General features: G+C 26.9%; 30 protein-coding genes, 1 tRNA gene and 1 pseudogene. 10 read left to right on the forward strand and 22 right to left on the reverse strand.

The window, feature by feature from the left end; genetic code table 11:
• On the forward strand, window positions 1–762 hold the full coding sequence (locus tag CORN_RS03100; protein ID WP_066008572.1) for a basic amino acid ABC transporter substrate-binding protein: 762 nt from the start codon (window positions 1–3) through the stop codon (window positions 760–762).
• Here CORN_RS03100 and CORN_RS03105 read toward each other — a convergent pair whose 3' ends face one another.
• On the reverse strand, window positions 763–2028 hold the full coding sequence (locus tag CORN_RS03105; RefSeq protein ID WP_066008571.1) for an aminotransferase class V-fold PLP-dependent enzyme: 1266 nt from the start codon (window positions 2026–2028) through the stop codon (window positions 763–765).
• A gap of 99 nt (window positions 2029–2127) precedes the next feature.
• On the opposite strand from CORN_RS03105, the gene CORN_RS03110 reads away from it, so the two are divergent.
• The 4 genes from CORN_RS03110 (at window position 2128) to CORN_RS03125 (ending at window position 5468) form a co-directional block, all read left to right on the forward strand.
• Window positions 2128–2937 (forward strand): DUF234 domain-containing protein, encoded by an 810-nt coding sequence (locus tag CORN_RS03110; protein WP_066008570.1) that lies wholly within the window; start codon window positions 2128–2130, stop codon window positions 2935–2937.
• 2 nt (window positions 2938–2939) lie between these two features.
• Window positions 2940–3956: a fla regulon two-component system sensor histidine kinase FlgS gene (locus CORN_RS03115; protein ID WP_066008569.1), complete on the forward strand. Its 1017-nt coding sequence runs from the start codon at window positions 2940–2942 to the stop codon at window positions 3954–3956.
• Between the two features lie 42 nt (window positions 3957–3998).
• Window positions 3999–4075, forward strand: a tRNA-Arg gene (locus CORN_RS03120).
• A 181-nt stretch (window positions 4076–4256) separates the two neighbouring features.
• Complete coding sequence (locus CORN_RS03125; RefSeq protein ID WP_066008568.1) at window positions 4257–5468, forward strand: tyrosine-type recombinase/integrase; 1212 nt, start codon at window positions 4257–4259, stop codon at window positions 5466–5468.
• Here the strand turns inward: CORN_RS03125 and CORN_RS03130 are convergent.
• The 12 genes from CORN_RS03130 to CORN_RS03185 form a co-directional block, all read right to left on the reverse strand.
• On the reverse strand, window positions 5461–5640 hold the full coding sequence (locus CORN_RS03130; RefSeq protein WP_039625719.1) for a MerR family transcriptional regulator: 180 nt from the start codon (window positions 5638–5640) through the stop codon (window positions 5461–5463). The two genes, CORN_RS03125 and CORN_RS03130, sit on opposite strands and share 8 nt — an antisense overlap.
• A 10-nt stretch (window positions 5641–5650) precedes the next feature.
• Window positions 5651–6310, reverse strand: coding sequence for a pentapeptide repeat-containing protein (locus CORN_RS03135; RefSeq protein ID WP_066008567.1), 660 nt, complete (start codon window positions 6308–6310; stop codon window positions 5651–5653).
• Between the two features lie 10 nt (window positions 6311–6320).
• The gene (locus CORN_RS03140; RefSeq protein ID WP_066008566.1) at window positions 6321–7001 is read right to left on the reverse strand and encodes a Rha family transcriptional regulator; all 681 of its coding nucleotides are present in this window, start codon (window positions 6999–7001) and stop codon (window positions 6321–6323) included.
• A 130-nt stretch (window positions 7002–7131) separates the two neighbouring features.
• On the reverse strand, window positions 7132–7539 hold the full coding sequence (locus tag CORN_RS08450; protein ID WP_066008565.1) for a toxin-antitoxin system HicB family antitoxin: 408 nt from the start codon (window positions 7537–7539) through the stop codon (window positions 7132–7134).
• Entirely contained in the window at window positions 7539–8312 is a 774-nt protein-coding gene (locus CORN_RS03150) for a hypothetical protein (RefSeq protein ID WP_066008564.1), read from the reverse strand. The genes CORN_RS08450 and CORN_RS03150 overlap by 1 nt, the downstream gene beginning before the upstream one ends.
• A 187-nt stretch (window positions 8313–8499) precedes the next feature.
• Window positions 8500–8676 carry a hypothetical protein gene (locus CORN_RS03155; RefSeq protein ID WP_158005133.1) on the reverse strand — a complete coding sequence of 59 codons (177 nt, stop codon included), beginning with the start codon at window positions 8674–8676 and terminating at the stop codon, window positions 8500–8502.
• An 11-nt stretch (window positions 8677–8687) separates the two neighbouring features.
• On the reverse strand, window positions 8688–9383 hold the full coding sequence (locus CORN_RS03160) for a hypothetical protein (protein WP_066008563.1): 696 nt from the start codon (window positions 9381–9383) through the stop codon (window positions 8688–8690).
• Window positions 9367–10083, reverse strand: coding sequence for a hypothetical protein (locus CORN_RS03165; protein WP_066008562.1), 717 nt, complete (start codon window positions 10081–10083; stop codon window positions 9367–9369). The genes CORN_RS03160 and CORN_RS03165 overlap by 17 nt, the downstream gene beginning before the upstream one ends.
• A gap of 1 nt (window position 10084) precedes the next feature.
• Window positions 10085–10945, reverse strand: coding sequence for a lambda-exonuclease family protein (locus tag CORN_RS03170; RefSeq protein WP_066008561.1), 861 nt, complete (start codon window positions 10943–10945; stop codon window positions 10085–10087).
• Window positions 10935–11186: a hypothetical protein gene (locus CORN_RS03175; protein WP_047208136.1), complete on the reverse strand. Its 252-nt coding sequence runs from the start codon at window positions 11184–11186 to the stop codon at window positions 10935–10937. Before CORN_RS03175 ends, CORN_RS03170 begins: the two co-directional genes overlap by 11 nt.
• Window positions 11186–11389 (reverse strand): hypothetical protein, encoded by a 204-nt coding sequence (locus tag CORN_RS03180; protein WP_039625728.1) that lies wholly within the window; start codon window positions 11387–11389, stop codon window positions 11186–11188. Before CORN_RS03180 ends, CORN_RS03175 begins: the two co-directional genes overlap by 1 nt.
• A gap of 603 nt (window positions 11390–11992) precedes the next feature.
• Window positions 11993–12271: a hypothetical protein gene (locus tag CORN_RS03185; RefSeq protein ID WP_066008560.1), complete on the reverse strand. Its 279-nt coding sequence runs from the start codon at window positions 12269–12271 to the stop codon at window positions 11993–11995.
• A gap of 50 nt (window positions 12272–12321) precedes the next feature.
• Here CORN_RS03185 and CORN_RS03190 point away from each other — a divergent pair, with 50 nt between their 5' ends.
• A complete protein-coding gene (locus CORN_RS03190; RefSeq protein WP_167348867.1) occupies window positions 12322–12471 on the forward strand; it encodes a hypothetical protein in 150 nt (49 codons plus the stop codon).
• Here the strand turns inward: CORN_RS03190 and CORN_RS03195 are convergent.
• Entirely contained in the window at window positions 12452–12643 is a 192-nt protein-coding gene (locus CORN_RS03195; RefSeq protein ID WP_066008559.1) for a hypothetical protein, read from the reverse strand. The two genes, CORN_RS03190 and CORN_RS03195, sit on opposite strands and share 20 nt — an antisense overlap.
• A gap of 166 nt (window positions 12644–12809) precedes the next feature.
• Between CORN_RS03195 and CORN_RS03200 the strand changes: the two genes are divergently transcribed.
• The gene (locus CORN_RS03200; RefSeq protein ID WP_066008558.1) at window positions 12810–13580 is read left to right on the forward strand and encodes an SEL1-like repeat protein; all 771 of its coding nucleotides are present in this window, start codon (window positions 12810–12812) and stop codon (window positions 13578–13580) included.
• A gap of 22 nt (window positions 13581–13602) precedes the next feature.
• Here the strand turns inward: CORN_RS03200 and CORN_RS03205 are convergent, their stop codons facing one another.
• The 6 genes and pseudogenes from CORN_RS03205 to CORN_RS03230 all read right to left on the reverse strand — a co-directional run bounded on the left by CORN_RS03205 (window position 13603) and on the right by CORN_RS03230 (window position 17855).
• Window positions 13603–14067 (reverse strand): hypothetical protein, encoded by a 465-nt coding sequence (locus CORN_RS03205; protein WP_066008557.1) that lies wholly within the window; start codon window positions 14065–14067, stop codon window positions 13603–13605.
• Complete coding sequence (locus CORN_RS03210; protein WP_066008556.1) at window positions 14064–15281, reverse strand: AAA family ATPase; 1218 nt, start codon at window positions 15279–15281, stop codon at window positions 14064–14066. The genes CORN_RS03205 and CORN_RS03210 overlap by 4 nt, the downstream gene beginning before the upstream one ends.
• 61 nt (window positions 15282–15342) lie before the next feature.
• A pseudogene (locus CORN_RS03215) lies at window positions 15343–16002 on the reverse strand (DNA/RNA non-specific endonuclease).
• Between the two features lie 9 nt (window positions 16003–16011).
• The gene (locus tag CORN_RS03220; RefSeq protein WP_066008555.1) at window positions 16012–16815 is read right to left on the reverse strand and encodes a hypothetical protein; all 804 of its coding nucleotides are present in this window, start codon (window positions 16813–16815) and stop codon (window positions 16012–16014) included.
• Window positions 16805–17044 (reverse strand): hypothetical protein, encoded by a 240-nt coding sequence (locus CORN_RS03225; RefSeq protein WP_044780045.1) that lies wholly within the window; start codon window positions 17042–17044, stop codon window positions 16805–16807. Before CORN_RS03225 ends, CORN_RS03220 begins: the two co-directional genes overlap by 11 nt.
• An 88-nt stretch (window positions 17045–17132) precedes the next feature.
• A complete protein-coding gene (locus CORN_RS03230; protein WP_094750328.1) occupies window positions 17133–17855 on the reverse strand; it encodes a S24 family peptidase in 723 nt (240 codons plus the stop codon).
• A 113-nt stretch (window positions 17856–17968) separates the two neighbouring features.
• On the opposite strand from CORN_RS03230, the gene CORN_RS03235 reads away from it, so the two are divergent.
• Both CORN_RS03235 and CORN_RS03240 read left to right on the forward strand, forming a co-directional pair.
• Window positions 17969–18190 (forward strand): hypothetical protein, encoded by a 222-nt coding sequence (locus CORN_RS03235; protein WP_039625743.1) that lies wholly within the window; start codon window positions 17969–17971, stop codon window positions 18188–18190.
• On the forward strand, window positions 18187–18357 hold the full coding sequence (locus CORN_RS03240) for a hypothetical protein (RefSeq protein ID WP_158005132.1): 171 nt from the start codon (window positions 18187–18189) through the stop codon (window positions 18355–18357). Before CORN_RS03235 ends, CORN_RS03240 begins: the two co-directional genes overlap by 4 nt.
• Here the strand turns inward: CORN_RS03240 and CORN_RS03245 are convergent.
• Together CORN_RS03245 and CORN_RS03250 are read right to left on the reverse strand one after the other, a co-directional pair.
• A complete protein-coding gene (locus CORN_RS03245; RefSeq protein WP_158005131.1) occupies window positions 18354–18521 on the reverse strand; it encodes a hypothetical protein in 168 nt (55 codons plus the stop codon). The two genes, CORN_RS03240 and CORN_RS03245, sit on opposite strands and share 4 nt — an antisense overlap.
• A 124-nt stretch (window positions 18522–18645) precedes the next feature.
• Window positions 18646–18987 carry a hypothetical protein gene (locus tag CORN_RS03250; RefSeq protein ID WP_245162304.1) on the reverse strand — a complete coding sequence of 114 codons (342 nt, stop codon included), beginning with the start codon at window positions 18985–18987 and terminating at the stop codon, window positions 18646–18648.
• 32 nt (window positions 18988–19019) lie between these two features.
• On the opposite strand from CORN_RS03250, the gene CORN_RS03255 reads away from it, so the two are divergent.
• Window positions 19020–20006 carry a hypothetical protein gene (locus tag CORN_RS03255; protein WP_066008553.1) on the forward strand — a complete coding sequence of 329 codons (987 nt, stop codon included), beginning with the start codon at window positions 19020–19022 and terminating at the stop codon, window positions 20004–20006.
• Window positions 20007–20013: the final 7 nt, after the last annotated feature.

Here is a 20013-nt window from a genome sequence, read left to right on the forward strand (position 1 = left end):
ATGAAAAAAATATTATATATTGCTTTAGCATTATTTGGCTTATTAGCTTTAGGTGCTTGTTCAAGTGATAAAAATCAAGCTAGTGCTTCTTCTAGCGAAAAAGTTTACAAAGTGGGTATAGCTGCAAATTATCCTCCTTTTGATTTTGTTAAGGATGCAAAAATCACTGGTTTTGATGTGGATTTATTGGAAGAAATAGCCAAAAAAGAAAATTTGAAACTTGAATGGGTAAATATGAGTTTTGATGGTTTAATTCCTGCTTTAAAAGCTGGAAAAATTGATATGATAGCTTCTGCTATGAGTTCAACTCCTCAAAGATTAACAAGTATGGATTTTAGTAATACTTATTTTAATACTAAAAATTTATATTTGAAATTAAAAACAAATTCTGATATTAGTGATAAGAAAAGTTTAGAAGGCAAAAAAATTGGTGTTCAGCTTGGAACTATTCAAGAAAGTGCCGCTAAAGCTATTCCAAATGTTCAAGTAGTAGCTAGCGAGGAAATGTTAGCAGCGATTTTAGCTTTAAAGGCTGGTAAAGTAGATGCAGTTTTGACAGACAAGGATATTGGTAAAGGTTATTTAAAAACCAATGAAGAATTAGAAGCATTTTTAGAAGAAAATGATGGAAGTTCAGGATTTTGTATAGCTTTTGATAAAGGAAAACAAACTGAACTTGTTCAAAAAATTAATACAGGTTTGGAAAAAGTTAAAGCTGATGGTATCTATCAAAAAATTGTAGAAAAATATGATTTACAATAATTAACTTAAAGCCTTGATGCTTTCTTTCAAGGCTTTAAAAAAATACTCTATATCCTTTTTTGTATGTGTATAATGAAATCCTACCCTTAACCAACCTGGTTTAAATTTTAATTCTTGATTGTCTTTTAGATTAAGTAAATCATGCCCATAAGGTCCAGCACAAGCACAACCTGCTCTTGTTTCTATTTTGTAAGTTTTACTTAGTTTATAAGCTAGATCAAAAGGGGAAATTCCTTCTATGTTAAAAGCAAATATAGGTAATCTATTAGTGATATTTTTTGCATATAAGATCATTTTTGGAAAATTTACGCATTGTGCGAAAAAATATTCACAGAGTTCTTTTTCTCTTTTTTCTATAGTTTTTAAGCCTATTTCGTCGCGCACCTTAAAAGCCAAACTTGCTCTAATGAGTTGAATGATACCAGGTGTGCCACCTTCTTCTAAATTCTCAATTTTGCATAAGTATTGTTGAGAGGTTCTTGAAACATAACCTACAGTTCCACCTGCTGCAAAACTAGGAGTGCTTCCACATAGATTTTTTTTAATAACAAGCAAACCGCAAGACCCTACTCCCCCAAGTAATTTGTGAGAGCTAATAAATACTGCATCATAAAATTTAGGATCTAAATTTGCATAAGGAGCTAAAGTAGAAATATCAAAAGCTACTATACCGTTATATTGTTTTATTAAGGTGTAGATTTTTTTATAATCACTTAAAATTCCGGTGACATTAGAGGCAGCATTAAAACTTGCTATAATTTCTCTGTTTTTTGATTTTTTTAATAATTTTTCCAAAAAAACATAATCTAATTCACCATTTTTATCCAAAGGTATGCGTATGCATTCACACAAAGCTTCTCTATATGAAAGCTCATTAGAATGATGCTCATAAGGTCCTACGATAACTAAGGGTAGAGATTTTTTTTGAGTATTCTTAAAATATCTTTGTTTAATAAGCGGTGGTATATATAAACCTAGAAGTTCTTGAAATTTTTTAATAGCTGCCGAAGATCCACTCCCGCAAGCTATAAGTGCAAAACTATCATCTAGTTCAAGATATTTTTTTAAATTTGTTCTTGCATTTTCGTAGTGTTGTTGCGTGATAAAAGAATTTAAGGAGCTATCTGAATGTGTATTTGCATAAGTAGTAAGAATTTTTTTAATTTCCTTTTCTATACTTTTTAGAGCTAACGCACTAGCTGTAAAGTCAAAATAGTATATTCCTTTTTTTAAAATAATATCTTGTTTTAATGTTTCAATATTCAAAAAAATCCCCTAAAAATTTGTTAAAATTATAACATACAAAAGATTTAAAATAAGGATATAGTTATAAAATTTAGTGATTTTTCAAAACGCTGTGGAGTTTTGGAGCTTGAAAGTATTTTTGATTTTTATAGTGTTTTTGATGAATTTGAATTTGATGTGAAATTAAATTTGTATGATAATATATTAAATGTTTTTATTTTTAAAGCTTTTGATATTTTAACATGTTTAAATTTAGATGATAATACTCTAAAGGCCTTATGTGTTTTAAGTAAAAATGATAGAAAAAGATATTCTATTAATAAATCTATTCCACATTTTCAGGCTTTAGGGCTTATTAATAAGCTTTTAGAAAGAAATATTTTGATTTTAGAAAAAAGTCAAGAAAAACCTATCATAAAAAGTAAAAGACAAAAAGTCAAAAAAGAATTACGATCTTATAGTATTCAAGATAAGGTGGTTTTTAAAAATCAAGGATTGAGATTTTTCTTTTATTTTATATACCCTAAACTTAATTTAATTATAGCAAAAAAGTATGATGAGCTGCTGTGGTTTATTAGGGAAAATTTGGAAAATTATCAAAGTTTTACTTTTGAACTTTTGTGTAAAGAATTTTTAGCAAGAAAACTCAAAGTAGAGCAGGTTTTTAGCTTTTGGAATTATTATTGTGAGATAGATTTGTACTACTATAAAAATGGCTTTTGCGTTTTGGGTGAAGTTAAATTTAAAGAAAGGAAAATTTGCAAAAATGTTTTAAATATTTTAAAAAATAAAGCTAAGCAGTTGCAAATGCAACCTAATTTATATGTGCTTTTTTCAAAGAGAGGTTTTAGCAAGGAACTTGTTTTAAGTAAGGAGCATAATTTGCTTTTGTATACTTTAGATGATTTTGAATTTTTGATCAAGGATTGAATGTGGATGAGAATATTTTAAAAAGTTTAGATTCTAGTGAAAAAGAAAACTTGCAGCAAGGACTAAAAGCATTAATAGAACAAACCTATGTTATAGAGAATGAATACAAGCAACTTAACGAAAATTATACAGCTTTAAGACAAATGGTAAGCGAGATTATAGAAGTTTTACCAATGGCTTTGTGGATTTTAGATGCAAATAAAAATATTATTTTGCAAAATAACTTAGCTACACAAAAACCAAAACTTTTAGAAAATATTGATCTTAATAAGACTCATTATGAGCTAGAATTTGATCACAAATTTTATTTAATCAAAATCACATCTCATACTGATAAACTTATAGTTAATGCAACAGATATTAGCGATGAAAAACGAAATGAAAGGTTAGCTAGCATGGGAACGGTTGCTGCGCATTTAGCACATGAGATAAGAAATCCTATAGGTTCTATTTCTTTGTTAAGTTCAACTTTATTTGAGAGAAGTGAGTTGAAAAATAAACATATAGTTTTAGAAATTCAAAAAGCTATTTCAAGAGTTGAACGTATTGTAAATTCTACTTTACTTTTTACAAAAGGTGTGCATGTTAATTTAAGTGAATTTAATTTGCAAGAATTGCAAGATGAATGCGAACAAGCCATCGGGACTTATAATTATCTAGCCAATATTGATTTTGCATTTGAGTTTTTGAATCTAAAAATAAATGCGGATAAATCTTTACTTGCTTTAGTTTTGCAAAATTTACTTTATAATGCAATAGATGCTATTGAAGAAAGTGATAATGATGATGGTTGTATAAAGATTAAGTGCGAACAACAACAAGATAAAATTTTTATTAAAGTTTATGATAACGGAGTAGGTATTAAAGATAAAAAAATGGTTTTTGAGGCTTTTAAAACAACTAAATTAAAAGGAAATGGTTTAGGACTTTCTTTATCAAAACAGATTATTGACGCACATAATGGAGCTTTAGGTTTTGATGAAAATCCAAAATGTTTTTTTATAGAGTTAAAAATTTAAGCTCTATAAAATAAATTTTTTCTTAAAATAACGAAAATACTTGTCCTCATAGCTCAGCTGGATAGAGCGCAGAATTCCTAATTCTGAGGTCGCAAGTTCAAACCTTGCTGGGGACACCATTATTATTTAAATACATTTCTTACATTTCTTTAAACATCTATTTTTAGGTATTTGTAGTATTTTATTTATTTCTTTTATTTCATTTATTTGATATAATTTCAATACCCATTTTATACCCAGCGTTATTTTTTATAGGTATTGGGTATATTTTTGGTATTTTTTGGGTATAAAGGGCGAAAAATGGCACTCTCTCAAAGTGATATAGAAGCATTAGAAATAAAGGAAAAACAATACTTAGTTCCGCTCGGTGAGCCAAAAGAGCTTTATTTAAAAATTCATCCTACAGGTAGAAAAGTTTTTCAACTTAGAGAACAAAAATTAAAAAAATATATAACCATAGGAGAGTTTAGAAAAGGATTGTTAAGTCTTGCAGAAGCTAGAAAGGAAGCGATTAAGATTTTACAACAATTAAGAAGCGGGGATTTTATCGATAATAAGAATAAAAAATTTACATTAAATATGGCAAATGATCACTATATGGAAACTATAGGAAAAAAACTTTCATATTTTACTATAAAAAAGGAACAGGGGACTTTTGTAAAATACATACAGCCTATGCTAGGAGAAAAGCCTATTAATTTGCTAGAAAAGAAAGACTTTCTTCCTATTTATGATCATATGAATTCAAAAAATATTTATTCAACTTTAAATAAAAGTATTGCTTTTATTTGCAGGATTTTAGAACTCGCAAGACAAAGAGGAGAATTAAAAACTAATATTATTGTAGATTTAAAAGATTTACAAAAGTACTATAGATTAATCAATGATGATTGCAATGCGAAGCATTTTAAAGCTTTGGTAGAAGAAAAAGAAGTTAAGTTTATGCTTGAATGTATGAAAGAGTATAGGCAAAGAGCTAGGGTTAATGTGAATATTATAAATGCAATTTATTTTACGCTTTTGACAGCACAAAGAAGTAAAAATATACGATTTGCTAAATGGAGTGAGATAGATTTTGATAATAATCTTTGGGTTATACAAGCTGAAGATATGAAGGTAAAAAGCAATGGTGAAAATATTATCCCATTGAATGAATATGCATTAAAAATATTACAAATGCAAAAGATGTTTAATATAAACAAAGAATATGTGTTTTTTAATTTTGATAAATGCATTAGCGATAACTTTGCAAGCAAGTTTTTCAAAATGTATGATTTGAAACATACAATACATGGATTTAGAAGTACTTTTAGGAGTATATGTACAGAAAAAAGCAACGAGCTTATAAAACTTGGCATAGGCAAAGATATCGCTGAGATGATATTGCACCATGTAAATGGAAGTGAAGTTGAAAGAGCTTATAATAGAAGTAAGGCCATTGATTTAAGGAAACAGCTTATGAGTTGGTATGGCGAATACTTAAATTCCTTGTGTCCATTTGATTTTAAATGATAACTTTTTTAGATTTAAACCAATGATCTAGTTCTGTTTTTTTATACCTGATTGTTTTAACATCAATCTTGTAGTGTGGCATGCCATTGCTTCTTGCTCTAAATTGTTGTAAAGGGTTTAATCCATACATTTGCTCTACTTGCTTTGGTGTTAAAAATTCTATATTTGACATGGGGTTTCCTTTAAATATTGTATTTTATATTGATGATTTTAAACAAAATGTCTTTGTATGCACTCCATACTTGCGTATAATCTTCACGACCATCGTTTAACTCTTCATTTTTTACATTTTTCCACCATGATATGCTTTCTTGTTTGCAACCTATGGCTATATCTTGAGAATTAAAGGATATGGAAAATTTTTCTACTTGTAATGAGCATATGTTTTCCATATCTCCTATGGTATTTGAAATTAAAGTATTTTTAAAAAATGGATTTGTAATTCTTGTTTTTAAGAAATTGTTTTCTCTTAAATCAGCCCCGCTAAAATCACAATCTATAAATCTAGCAGAATTTGAAAAAATGTTTTCTAATGAGCAATTTTTAAAATTAGTTTCATTTGCAATTACATCTTGCATATAAGCGTTTTTTAAAACAGCATTTGTAAAAACAGCATTTGATATAATGCTTGATTGAAAATTGCAATATTGTAAAATGGCATTAGTGAAATCAGCCTCGATTAGATCTAAACTATTAAAATCTACGCCTGTTAAATTTTGCTCTTTAAAATTAGCATTTTTTAAAGATATTTTTTGCTTTCTACAAAAATCAAGTAATTCGCTTAAACTAATTTCAGTTTTTTCTATAATAATATTTCCATTTTTGTCATAAATTGTAGCCATTTTATTTCCTTTAGAATTGTTTTTTAAAGAATGGGTGTTTTGAATAAAATTTTTCTATATCATCGTAGTTTTTATAGTAGTATAATTTGTTTTCTAGCCTTTTTAAGATAGCTTCAAAAACTTCATTTTTTCCTATTTTTTCTGCAAATAGACTAAACTCCCACTCTTTCATACAAAGAATGTTATAATCACGAGCAAGTATTTTCCTAAGCTCTAAAAGTTCTTTTTCACTAAGTTTTCTTTTAAAGCTTAACTCGTTTTTATGTTCTAAATCATACTTTAAAGCTTTAATCTCATTTTCATATTTTAGCTTTTGCTGTTTAAGTTGAGATTTATAACCTAAGCTCTGTCTAAAAGCTAGTTTTTGCATTTGTTCAGCTTCTAGGTTTTTAAGTTTTTCTTTCATTTGATAAAAAGCAAAAACTAAAACTTTTTTAGCATTTCTAACACTTTCGCTATTTTTCATATAAGTTAAAAGTAGAGTTGCTTGTTGTTCGTTTAGATAGTAAATTTTTTTATTTGTTTTTGCCGTTTTTTGAAATGAAAAGTCTAATTTTCCAAAACATTCTAAATCTTGCTTATAAGTTCTTATAAGTCTTTGTATTGAACTTGTATCTACCTTAGATATTGTAGAAATTTTATTTTGGTCTGTAACTAAATCGGTATTTAAAATATAAACTAAATCATTCATGATATAATCCTTTTTCAATACTTTATTATTGAAATTATATTATATTAAAAATGATATATCAATATTATTTAATTATTTTTTTATTATAAAAATAATGAAGTCGTATTGATATTAAATTAACGCTCGGATTTTAAATCCGTTCGTTTTTAATATCATCAATAAAAAGATACATTATGTATTGATTTAAAGACACTCCTGCTTTTTCTGCTTTTTTTTCTAATTTGTCTTTTAATTCATTTGGAATTTTAATCTGTAGATTATAGCTTCCCTTACTTTCTTTCTCTTCTGCCATTTTCTTTTTATCCTTTTCTATATCTTTTTTTGTTGCATTTGGATTTGTAATCATAATATCATAATGATCTTCTTCAGCCTCTTTCAAAAGCCACTCATAAGCTGTATTTTTATTCATATCTAAATTATTTTTTTCACAATACTTGTAAAATCTTTTGTAATATTTTTCTTTATTTGGATTTAAAAATTTTGTTGGATATTCATCCATAAATTTTTTACTTATTTCAATAAAATCTTTTTCATCCATTAATTTTCCTTTGTATCTTTTGGTATAATGCTATGTAATGCTGTAATACGATAAAGCTTAACTAAACCATCTATTTTATGCACTGATAAATCTACTAAGTAGTAATTATCGAATGGATTTTTATTGATAAGCTCTTTTGCTTCTTTATCTACTATTTCCGTGCTTATTGCTTTATTTGGAACAATATCATCACATATAGCCTTATCTTTTACTATGCGTTCGCTATCTTTAACTTCTTTCATTCTTATTAAAACATTTTGGAAGTGTTTTTGTTCTTTATCTTCATAGTTTTTAATTTGTTTTGCTGTGGCTATACCTTGTTTGTAAGCGTCTTTATTTTCCTGATTAACAACAACACAATCTTTATAATCATTATAAGTAATACTAAGATTTAAATCTTTTTGCTCTGCTAAGGCTAAAATGCTTTCTAAGTTGTCAAGATTACTCTTAGTTAATGTTTTATCTTCTTTAATCTCTTCTATGCTTTTTTTACCTATATTTTTAATATTGTTAAAAAATTCAAAATAAGCATTTATATTTGGTAGTAATTCTCCAAACATAAGAGCACCACATACAACAAGATTAAAAACATCACTTCCTTTTTCTACTGATTTTAAAGTTGTTTTAATACCGCTAGTTCCTTGAGTTATATAGATATACTCATCTATAGAATTATTTAGTGCTAATAATGCGTTAGATAAAGTTTTAATATCTATTGGATTATCTTTTTGTATAGTAAATCTTATATTTACATTTTCAATTGTATCTCCCATAATGTCCCCTTTTTTACAATTCCTTAATCACCTGCTGAAGTTTCATCTTTAAATATTTCTTTTCTATATTTTTCTAAGTTTTCCATTGGTTTCCTTTTTTTATCTTTGATAATTTTATCAAAAAGTATTTTATAAACAACTTCTTAGTTTGTAGATTTGAATGTTTTAATATGTTTTAAAAACCTTCTCATCCTTTCAACAATTCTTTTGCTCTTATCAAGAATTTTTTCAAATCAGCTAAATTGTCTCTTAACTCATCTTCGTCGCACTCTTCCATATAATCAATCAACTCTAAGCATTCTTTGTTAATTAAAGCCAAAGCTCTTGCGTGTTCTATGGCTGTGTTAATTTTTTCTTTTAACATTTTTATTTGCTTTAAAATGGAAGCTCACCATCATCTTCTAAAGTGGCATCTAAAGTATGAATTTGTTGAGGTTTTTGATTAAAATTTTGTGCATATGGGTCAAATGAAATGCTTTGAACTTGAAACTCATTTTGCTCTTGTGGTAATTTTTTGTGTCTGGCTTTAAAGTTTTTATATACAACTGGCTCTTTTTGGTTTTTAAATTCATCAAGACTTTGTAGTTTTGAGTTAAAAATTCTACTAAGTACTATTTTATTTTCAACTTGATTGTTTTTATTTAAAAACTCTTCTGTGTCAAAACCCAAAAGCAAAGTTTTATTTGTTAGCTCATCAAGACTTGTAGCTTCTGTTTCTTTTCCGTAGATATTTGCTTTTGTTTTTTTGCTAAGATCAAGTTCTTCTATACCTAAAAATAGCATTATTGCGTTAAGTTGTCTAAAGCCTAAGTAGCTTTCCTTTTCGCCTTTTGAAGTTGTGTATGTAAAATCTCCATTCTTTGCAATAAATAAATTAAAATCAGCTAATTTATTGTGTTTTTGGCATACAAATTCACATTTTACAAAAGTATTTGTATGGCCTGTGTTGCCGATAGTATCATATAAGAATATTTTTCTAAAATAGCCACTATATAAACCACCTTCGTTTAAATATTCAAGTAGTGGCTGATAATTTGCCACTTCATAATTTGCTTTAAATGTTGGTATCATTTTTTAGTCCTTGTTTAAGTTCGAATATTTTATTTTTATCATCTAACAATTCTTTTATTTTCTCTCTTGTAAAGATATTGTTGTTTTTGATAAATGCATTTTGTTCTTCTTTATTTAAGCCCATATCCTCTAAGGTTTTTCTTAGTTCAAGCCCAAGTTTTTTTAGCTCATTTGCTTCATCTTTTATTAGTGTTGCTTTAGTATTGTTATAGTCTTTGATAGTATCTAATTCACTCTCATCTAACATTCCAAGACCGCAAATACTTAAAGTAACGCGCCTTTTAGCTTTAGTTATGGCTTTCATTAAAGCATTTGCTAGGTTATCTCCGCCCAAATTTTTAATATTTAAAGCTCCGCTGTCGCAATCTGTTCTACCATCTGGAGTGCTAGCATAAACCGTAACCATATAAATATCTCCAATTTGATTAGCTTCTGTTTTAGTGATAGATACTTTATGGATTTGTCTTAACTGATCTGTTGCCGTTTTTGTTGCATAAAGGGTTAATTTACCACCTAACATAATGTATTCAAAAGGCTTAGTTAACATATTGATGCCTAAACTATCGCAAATACTTTTTACATAAGAAGTTCTTTCTTCATCGCTTAACTTTGATAAGTCTCCTTTAACGAGTGCTAGTTCATATGGATTAAAGTTAAAATTATTTTCTATGTTTTTTTCAGTTAGTGCTAATTGGCTCATTTTATGCTCCTTTTTTGATTTTTAAACACATTGAAGTGCTTTGTTTTACATACTCTTTTGGGATTTCTAATTTAGTAAAATCTAAAAAGCCTTTATAATCAATTGTTGTTCTATTTTGCGGATAAACACTAATATCCAAGCATTTAACTTTCTCACCATTTGCTAGCTCTATAAATTCTTTTTTAAGAGCTTCTAGTTTTTCTTTTATAGGTTTCATTGTGCTTTCAAGTCTAATTATTTCTAAGGCCAATTCTTTTGCATGAGTATCATCAAGTTCTTTGTAGTCGCTTTTTTGATTAACGAGATAATCTTTTATAAACTCATCTATTTTTCTAAGCATAAAATCTTGATATTCCTTATCGCTTTTAACCACACAATAAGTCAAATCATCATTCTCATTTAAGACTGCAAAAACACATTTTTCAAAACCACCTACAAAAAGTTGAAATTGGACTTGAGCGTAGTATTTTGGGCTAGGTTTTTTAAATTTTAACACTTGCTCGTATTCTTCGTTGTTGCTTGAGTATTTAAACTCGTATATTGTTTTTTTATCATCTATACCATCTAAAGAAGCCATAAAAAGCTCATTTTCTAAGCTTTGAATAACAATAGGAGTTATATCTTTTCCTATTATAAATTCCATTTTTGCTCTGATTAATTCCTCATACTCTCTACCTTTTTGCATGGCTTTATTGGTATATGGTTCAAAAAGTCCTTGTATAAGTTCTTTTGCCTTTTCTTTGCTTAAAAAAGCACCTTTTTCACCAATGCAAGAGGCGACTATACTAGCTGTGATTTTTCCTTTTCTAAACTCAAGCCATTCTTTAGAGCCTTGTTTTAATTCTATGATTTTATATTTCATTTGTTTTCTCCTTTAGTGTTTTTATTTTTTTAATTGCTAATTCTTCAGCGTTATCCATAGCTATAAGCCCTAACTCATCAAGTATTTTTATTTTAAAAGAGTGAAGTTTTCTAAGCTCTTTTTCTTTTTCTTCTAAAGCTAATAAGCTTTGATTTATTGCTTTGTTTTTAAGCCTGATATGATGCTGGGCTTTGAAAAGCTTTATTTTTAAATCATCATCTTTTTTGAAAAATAACAACATCAAAGTTCCTTTGTTAATAAGCTTAATAGTTTAATGTTTTCAACTTCTATAGCCATTCTTAAGTTATTTTCACTTTTAAATAAGTCTTTAGCTTCTTTTAGTTTTTCTTCTAATAAAACTATTTTCTTTTTATATTCGCTGACTTCATTTGCATAATCATCAAAACGAACGTATGCCTTTTTGTTTATTACTTCTGCTCTCATTGATATTCCTTTCAAAATCTTTATACTCAAATGAGCGCAAAGCAAAAAGGAAAAAATATGTCTTATTGTTTATAATTAAGGAGTAATCGCAATGAAAAAAACTTAATGAATGTGATGTAAAATCAAAACAAAAATCTTTGCGCTCATTTGAGTATAAAAAGGGGTTTAAGAAAGCCGAAAGCCACGCTCTCTTTCGGTTATTGTGTTATAATTGTATTAAGCTTAGACTAAGCGTGGATATATATAATATGCTCTAAGGATTTTAGATGAGATAATTAACGAGCTTAATTATCTCTTTTATTAATTCTAAAATAAGAATTATAAAATCAATTATCTTGCTCACCAATAACCCCCTTTCTAAAAAACCGAAAGAGTAGCCATACTTAATACAATTGTTATTATACAAAAATTTTTCTTAAACCCTTAGTTTTCTGTCATTTTTAAAGTGCAAGAAAACATAAAATAGCACTATAAACATTTATATTAAGCCAAGTTTTTGGATAACTTGCTAACCCTTCTGCTATAAGAACTATCAACAAGGTAGTAAAGCTTAATTTCCAAGCAGTCAAAAGCTTAATCAAGTCTTTTTAGTAAAAGACTTTGTTAAACTTTAATAGTATTTAAAGTTTTTTGCGTTTCCTTTACTTTGGATATTAAATCCCAAATCTTAAAGTTAATATCTTCTTCTTTGTAAGTTCCTAAAGAAGTTGAAAACTCCCAATCTTCCATTTTGCACTCAAGATCTGTTATAAAATCTTCTATCAAATCTTTAAGATAAAAAAGATTTTTACCACTCATACTCTCATCATGCATAAGCTCTTTAGCTAGAGTATCAGCTTCTCTTTCTCTTTTTTCTAAATCAAGGTAGCAACTATCTAACATTTTAAATCCTTATATTTGTTATAATCCATTTCACTCTAGAAAGGCGAATTATGGAAGAATTACAAAGCTTAAAAGCTCAACTAAACAAACTTATTTTAAGAATTGATGAATTAGAAAGCAAAGTCACAATTCTTGAAAAAAGACTAAACGATAAAGACTTAGAAGAACTCACTGACACTCCTAATCTTTTAGAGAAATAACAAACCCTTTGTTCTCTAACGCTTCTTTGGTGATTAAGTTCTTAACTGAATGCTCTAAAAGAGTAGCCAAAAACTCTTCCAAAGAAGCGTAATGTTTTGAATAATTTCTTTCAAAAGCTACCTCTAGCATTTTTTCTAAATCTTCTCTTAGATCTAATCTAATCACTAACATTTTAAATCCTTTTTTTTGTTTCTTAGGTTTCATTTGTTTCGATGAAGAAAGAATATAATAAATATACTTAAAATTAAATTAAAAAGAATATATACTTTATACTTTTTAAAAATATGTTTATGATATAATTTTATGTATAAAATAGAGGCAAAATAAAGGGTTGTTGTTGAAAAAATTACTGATTTTATTTGTATGTATATATGCTTTTGGGTTTGATGTATGTGAGCAAAGAGAAAATGAAGCACTTGCGTATATAGAAAAACACGCCGTTGGTTATAAAAACAAAAATTTTAATCTTTCAGAAGAAAAACTATACAAAAAATCTTTTAGTGATTGCTATGATAAAAAGAATAAAGAAGCTTGTTTATATATTTATAATAATTTTGCTATAGATGGAAATTTTAAAGTTGAGAGTAATATATTTAATTTTATTGAAATAATGACTTTTGTTGGTTTAATTCTTAATGCGGATAAAGATAAAAAGTATAAAGAAATTAATCGCTTGATAGCTTTAGATAGTCGAAATAAAACATCAGAATTGATAGATTTTGTTTTGAGTGAAACTAGTGATGCAAAAGCTATAAAGACACTAAAGCTACTAAAAGAGATGAATGATTTTATCATTTATCAGGGTTATGCGTGTCCTTTGTATTATAATGATAAATTACAATCTGATATAATAGATATGCCTTGTGCTTGCAAAAGAAATACTGCACTTTTATTTAAACCAGATACTATGAGACAAGTTTTTTTAAATTTTAAACTTTTATGTGATAAATATAAAGATAGTGTAAGCTGTGGAGCTGTTGGTGAGCTTTATGAAAATGGAAAAGGTGTAAGGATAGATTTTAAACAAGCAAAAAAATATCATGGCTTAGCTTGTGATGGCGGTTATCAACTTGGTTGTGATGGATATAAAAGGTTGATGGGGTATTGAGGATAATTTGGTATCCATTTTTTTATTTGCTAATTGTTTTAGTATTTGGATTATATTTAAGCGTTATAATTTTACTTGAAGTTAGTGGGGGTAGTTCAAAATTACTCTTTTTTAATTTTTTTTCATATTTTTGTTTTATAGTAGATGCTTTTGGATTTCCAGTATGTACTATGGCTATATATCGTTTTTCAAAATCTTCATTAAGTAATTCATATATAGCTAGTATTTGCTCATAAGCTGTTTTTAAATCTCCACCTTTTAATTCTGTGTATATAATTATATCTTTTAAATCAGTTGTAGCAACAAGATAATCACATCTTGATTGTTTATTTTCTAATTTATTAATATCTTTTGTATCAATTAAAATTTTATAAAAATCTCTTCCATTGCATTCAAGTATTAATTTTACACTATCTTCACATACTAATGTGTTATTATAGCACTCGTCTTTATTTATAAACTTTTCTTCTAATATATTTTTTTTCATTTATCCAACTCTGCTATTTTATAATAATCATCCATTATTTTATCTGACACAGTGTCTATATATTCAGCATCAATTAGATTTGTTTCTTTGTCCATAATTGATTCAACTTTTCCATCTTCTATTTTATAGACTGCTAAGTCTTTATAATCTATAATATTTTTTTTATCAATTATTTTATAAATATCATCTTTTTTATTATTTTGCAGTTTTTGCTCAACCATTGAAGCATATAAAATATTATTTAATGATGTTAATATATATGGGCTATGAGTTGAAAACATAATATTCGGTTTATTTTTTGCATTCCTAAGGCTTGTGAGATAATAAGCCATATTCATTTGATTAATTGGAAATAAATTTGATTCCGGTTCTTCTATAAAAATTTCTAAAGTCGGTTTGTTTTTTTGAGAAAAAAGAAATTGAAGAAAATTAATTTGTTTTAATATTTCTTCTTCAATGCTCCGGTATTGTTCTTGTATTTTATTTTTATTTGTAATAAATTTATTTAATATGTTTTCAAGAATAATTTTTTTTACACTTTTTTGTTCGATATTATATTCATGGGCAAAATAATTACATATTATTTCCAATATGCTAGCGCTCTTCTCCCCAGAACTTGATTGCTCAAATGGTATTTTAATGTCATTATATTTTAAATAATACTTATTAAAATCTGCTTCTGTTTCAGAAATAAATGTTATATTTTTCATAGTATTTAGTTTGAAGTTCTTTAGCTCGTTGATACTTTCAATAAAATTTGCTATCATATCATCTGTATGATACGATAATTTGATTTTTCTTTGCTCCGGAAGCGTAAACAATTCTGGTAAAAAATTTCTAGTATCATTTATAAATACTATTTTTCCAATTGGATTTTTGTTTTTTATTAGATGTATAATTATTTCTTTATTTTTTATTTCTATTACTGGAGTTTTATCATCTATAAATGCAATTTCAGTTCTTTTGTCTATGTAAGTATCTAGCATGGATTCTTTTAGATATTCATTAAATTTTTCTTGACTTATAGAGTTAAGTAATTTTGGCTCATAAAATGATTTCATCCATTCATGTTTATATAGCCATTTTAGCATACTAATGGTTCTTAGAATTACACTTTTTCCACTACCGCTTTTTCCTATAAATACTACAAATGGTTTTAAGATCATCTCTGCTTCTTGTATGGGTCCTAAATTTTTAATTATTATTTTTTGCATTAAGTATTACCTTATTAAAATATTTACAATTATATCTTATTAAAAATAAAGAAAGGTATTTTTAAAATAAAATTTTACCACAATCAACCTTATAATTTTTTATATTCTCATTTTCCACTTCATAATTTGGAACTTTATAGCATTCTTTAAAATTATTACCTTTTATAATCTTGATATAAGAGTTTGGAATAGCAATTTGATTTTTTATTCTTTGAGGGTTGCTATCATAATTAACCAAATTTAAAACTTCAATTTCTCCAAGCTTTAAAGCTATTTGCCTTTCTCTTTTTTCAATCTTATTCTATACTTTTTGATTAATTTGTGGATTTTGCGGAGTAATATTACTCATTAAGAATGTACTTCTTTGAGCTTGAGTAGTTTTTCTCATAGAGGCATTAGAAAGGGTATGTCCTCTATCATAACCACTATTTTTATAATCACTCCAAGTGGTACGATATTTTTTAGGTATATTTGTATCATCTTCAAAGCGCGGGCGTTTTTTGATTTGTTCGCCTTTTAGATTATCTGCTTCTAATTTATAAGCTACTGCTTTAGTGCCTTTGTAGTTATAATCATAGCAATTAATATAATAAAATTTATCTAGAACCTGAGAGCAGTTTTGTTTAGTAAAATACTTTGCAAAATCTTCACTCAGTTCATATTGTGTGTAATCAGCTAAGGCTAGAGTTGCTAGCAGTGGTAAGATTATAAGTTTTTTCATGGAGTTTAATTAAAAAAAATTAATAATTTTTTTACATACTTTTTTGTATTCTTGAAAAATATTCTTTTTAGGTTTATTGTTTTCAGAAAACTTCTCCATTGTTCTATCAACTCCTATAGTTTTATATTCTAAATCTCTTATTTTAATAATATCATTTTTTATTTTTTCAATAGTATCATTTTGTTCTTTAGTAACATCTTGGCTTACTATTATAAAAAAATCCTTAATTATTACTTTATATAAATCCAAAGTACCGCGTCGTAGATGATTTTCTGCTCTTTTAATGTTATTTTCTGATGCTCCTGTTGATATAAAAACACAACATAAATGAGACATCGTGTTATGAAATTCATTTAACACCTGCAATGGAAAATACGTAATATCTCTTTCTTCATAAACTATTGTTTTAACATCTAATGCAAAAAAATTATAATATTGCAATCTATCTTTTAGTAATTTTTTTGCTATATTCTCTCTATTTTTTTTACCTATTTTTTTTCTAAATTTATTAAACATCCCTAGAGCTTCTAAAAAAAAATCAGAATATAAATTTAAATTATTTTTAATACATATTGTTTTTGTATCAAAATTAATTTCTCTAGGCGACATATTGCGCTCTAAAAACATTTCTGACATTTTATCTTTTATTTTATTAACAGTTTCCTCTTTATTTTCAATTAACGCCTTATAGTACAACATGAAAGCTAGTATAAGCTGATCATCTCTGCCATATAGTAAAGATTTTTTGTCTAATTCTAAAAACTGATAGTATAAGATATAATATTCTGATTTTAAGATAACTTTAGATTCCAATTTTTATTCCACATTTTCTTAAAAATTCATTTTTCTCTTTTTGGGTAAAACTTCTTTGTTTTTGTTTAACTTCCGAACCATGAACTACTCTTCCTTTTGAATGAGTATTTATTTTTTGAAAACTTAATTGCCCTTTAAAAAATTTCTCTTCTAATTCATCGAAAAATTCATTTGTTTCTGCATCAAATTTAATTCCATCAGGAATTATAGCTACACCTTTTGCTTTCATTGCTTCTTCTCTTTCTACACTTCTTAATATCTTTAAAAAATTTTGGAATTATAACAAATTAATAGTTAAAAATTATTTAAACCTTCCTTCATCTTACAAACTCTATAAAATTTTTAAAGGTTTCAACTGTCATTTTTGATACAACCACCCCTATGATTTCACACTGTGCAAAATCGCTAATTTTAACTTCTTTGTAGTCTTTGTTTTCAGATACTAAATAAATAAAATCGCAAAAAGCTTCTTTTTTAATTTTTTTACAATATAGATCTTCGCCTTGTCTAAAAATAACTATATCAGCACTCGATATAGTGCCAAGAGTATTTTTGCTTCTATCAATAACAACAAAATCTCCATGTGTTAAAAGTGGCTCCATGCTATCGCCATTTATTTTTATAATATCGTAGCTTTTTTTTATAGGAATGTCTAAAATCTCTTTTAGAAAACTTCCATCAACACAAATACTAGTATAATTTATATCTTGTGCTAAAACTCCATATCCAGCTGAAGCAGAAACATCAGGATAGTATTTAAATTCGATTTGATTGTAGTTTTTAAATATATCTTGCGTGATAATTTCATCAAATGGTATGTTAAGTTCATCACAGATCACTTTAATTACTCCCATAGGTGGCTCTGTTCTACCATTTTTCACAAACCACTTTTTTATTCCAGGCTCTGTATATTCTATGCCGTGTTTATATAAAATTTCTATTAAGTTTTGATATGTTATTTTTTTTTCTCTATTTCTTAAATAAAATTGAAATTTATCTTTATTAAACAAATAATCTATAGTTTTATCTTTTCTTGCCAAACTATCTCCTTTTTTTTGGTATAAAAATTATACACTTTTATCTATGCAATTATCGTTCCTTATATCTATTCTTTTTAATTTTCATATAAGAATATTTATTCTATACTTTAACTATGAAAAAAATTGATTTTATGAAATTTACTAATTTAATGAAACAACATTATTCATTGGTAAGTATTAAAAAAATTAGAACTAATAAAACACGCCCTTCTTTTAAAAAACAAATAGAGTTTAAAAGGTTATATGGAATTCCGCATGAGTTTTGGGTAGATGTGCGTTCTAATCTTACAAATATACCAAAAAGAGGAAGAAAACCAAAAAAGGAGTGTGAGTGAAAGAGCAAAACAAAAGAATTGAAGATATTTCTATGGATTTAAAAGAAATACTTTTAATCATGAGAAAGCATAACTTAGGTGACCAAGCTAAGATTTTAAAAATGTTGAATGCTTTTTATGAAAATAGCATTGAAGTTAAACCGATTGTGGTTGCTGGTGGCATTTAATTATCACATTTTATGGTTTCAAAAATGGTGTTGTATATGTTTGATAATTCTTTTGCCAAATCTTGTGGTTGTTTATTGGTACACCCATCATCTTGTGTAACATCAAGAGGGAGATACTCTAATAGTTTTTTAGTTAATTCTAAAACAATCTCATTTTTTGTCATGATTAGATCCTTTATAAAGTATTTCTTAGCTTGGCAAAAGAATTTTAACAAAATTAAGGATGTTTTATGAGTGTGATTAACTACTTGCTTTCGGGTCTTAGTATAGGATTTTTAATCGGAGTTTTTATTTATTCTTTGTCTCATTTTTTACATCAAAAGTTCGGAGGTAAAGGCAAGTGACTTTTGTTTTAGTACAAATGCCATCTTTTCTTAAAAAATCGCATTTTGGAGCTTGTTCTATTCCATCTTTATATACCAAAGTGATGGGTATTTTAACTCTTAAAATAGCGTTGCATGTGCTTTGGAATGTGGTTATTTGCGTTTTGTTTTGCGCTTTTGTAAAAAAACGCCCAAGTAAAAAACCTATGATAAGTCCATATATAAAAATGGCTTGTTTTTCACCTAGTATCTGCGCTAAAGAGTTAAGTAGATCCATTTTAGGCCTTTTTGCGTTTGATTTTATCATATTAAAAATGAGAAATAAATTAAGGAAAAATGATGAGTATACCGCATTTTAAAGCTAGTTTAGAGGTGGCTTTAGGAGCTAAAAAGCCACTTAGAGCTAGAAGAGGTTTTACAAAAGTAGCTAATACGATTTTTTATGGTGGCTTAAGTATGGATGCTTTGGCACTTTATTTACAGCTTAAGAGAATGAGTGAAAAAACTTTAGTAAGTGAAATTTACTTAAGAGAACTTATTTTAATCAAAAAAGATACAAGAATAAGCTTGCAAAGATTAAGACTTGCTAAAGATGAATTAATCAATTTTAATCTACTTCAAATTAAAAAAACAAATTATCATAGATTTAATTATGAGTGGATTTTAAAAGATGAAAACAATGAAATAATTAAGCATTTTAACAAAACTGAATATAAGCTTAAAAGTGCTGATAAAAAACCAAGCAAAATATTTAAAAATAATACTTCTTCCGTAGTCGGAAATTTGAATACGGAAAAAGAAAAAAATGAAAATTCCCTATATATAGAAACACGCACGCACGCGTATAAAGAAAATAATATAAATATAAATAATAATAAATTTATAAATTTAGAAAATTTAGAAAATAAAGAGAATACAAATAAAAATAATAACGCTACGCGAACTTTTTTTGTTGTTGATTTTGGAGCTTTAAAAACACAGGAGTTTGGTATGGGTAAATTTAAAAAACCTAGTGTAGATGATTTAATGGAGCAGATTAATACCTTTAATCAAAAACACGGAACTTATTTTGATGAGAGTTTGGCTGAAGATTTTATAGAGTATTGGGATGTTAGACAGTGGAAGAGAGGCGACAAAAAAATGGCTTCTGTTGCTGGTAGCTTGCATACTTGGCTTAAATATGCAAAGGAAAATGCATTAAGAAAAAATGCTTTTAAAGTTAGAAAAAAAGAGGCTGAAGCTTGTGTGGTGAGTTCTTTGATGGATTATTATAGATTTGAAGATAATCAAGAACAAAAATATATTGATGTAGTAAGTATTAGTTGAGGATAAA

Origin of the sequence: Campylobacter ornithocola (assembly GCF_013201605.1) — a bacterium.
Taxonomy (GTDB): Bacteria; Campylobacterota; Campylobacteria; order Campylobacterales; family Campylobacteraceae; genus Campylobacter_D; species Campylobacter_D ornithocola.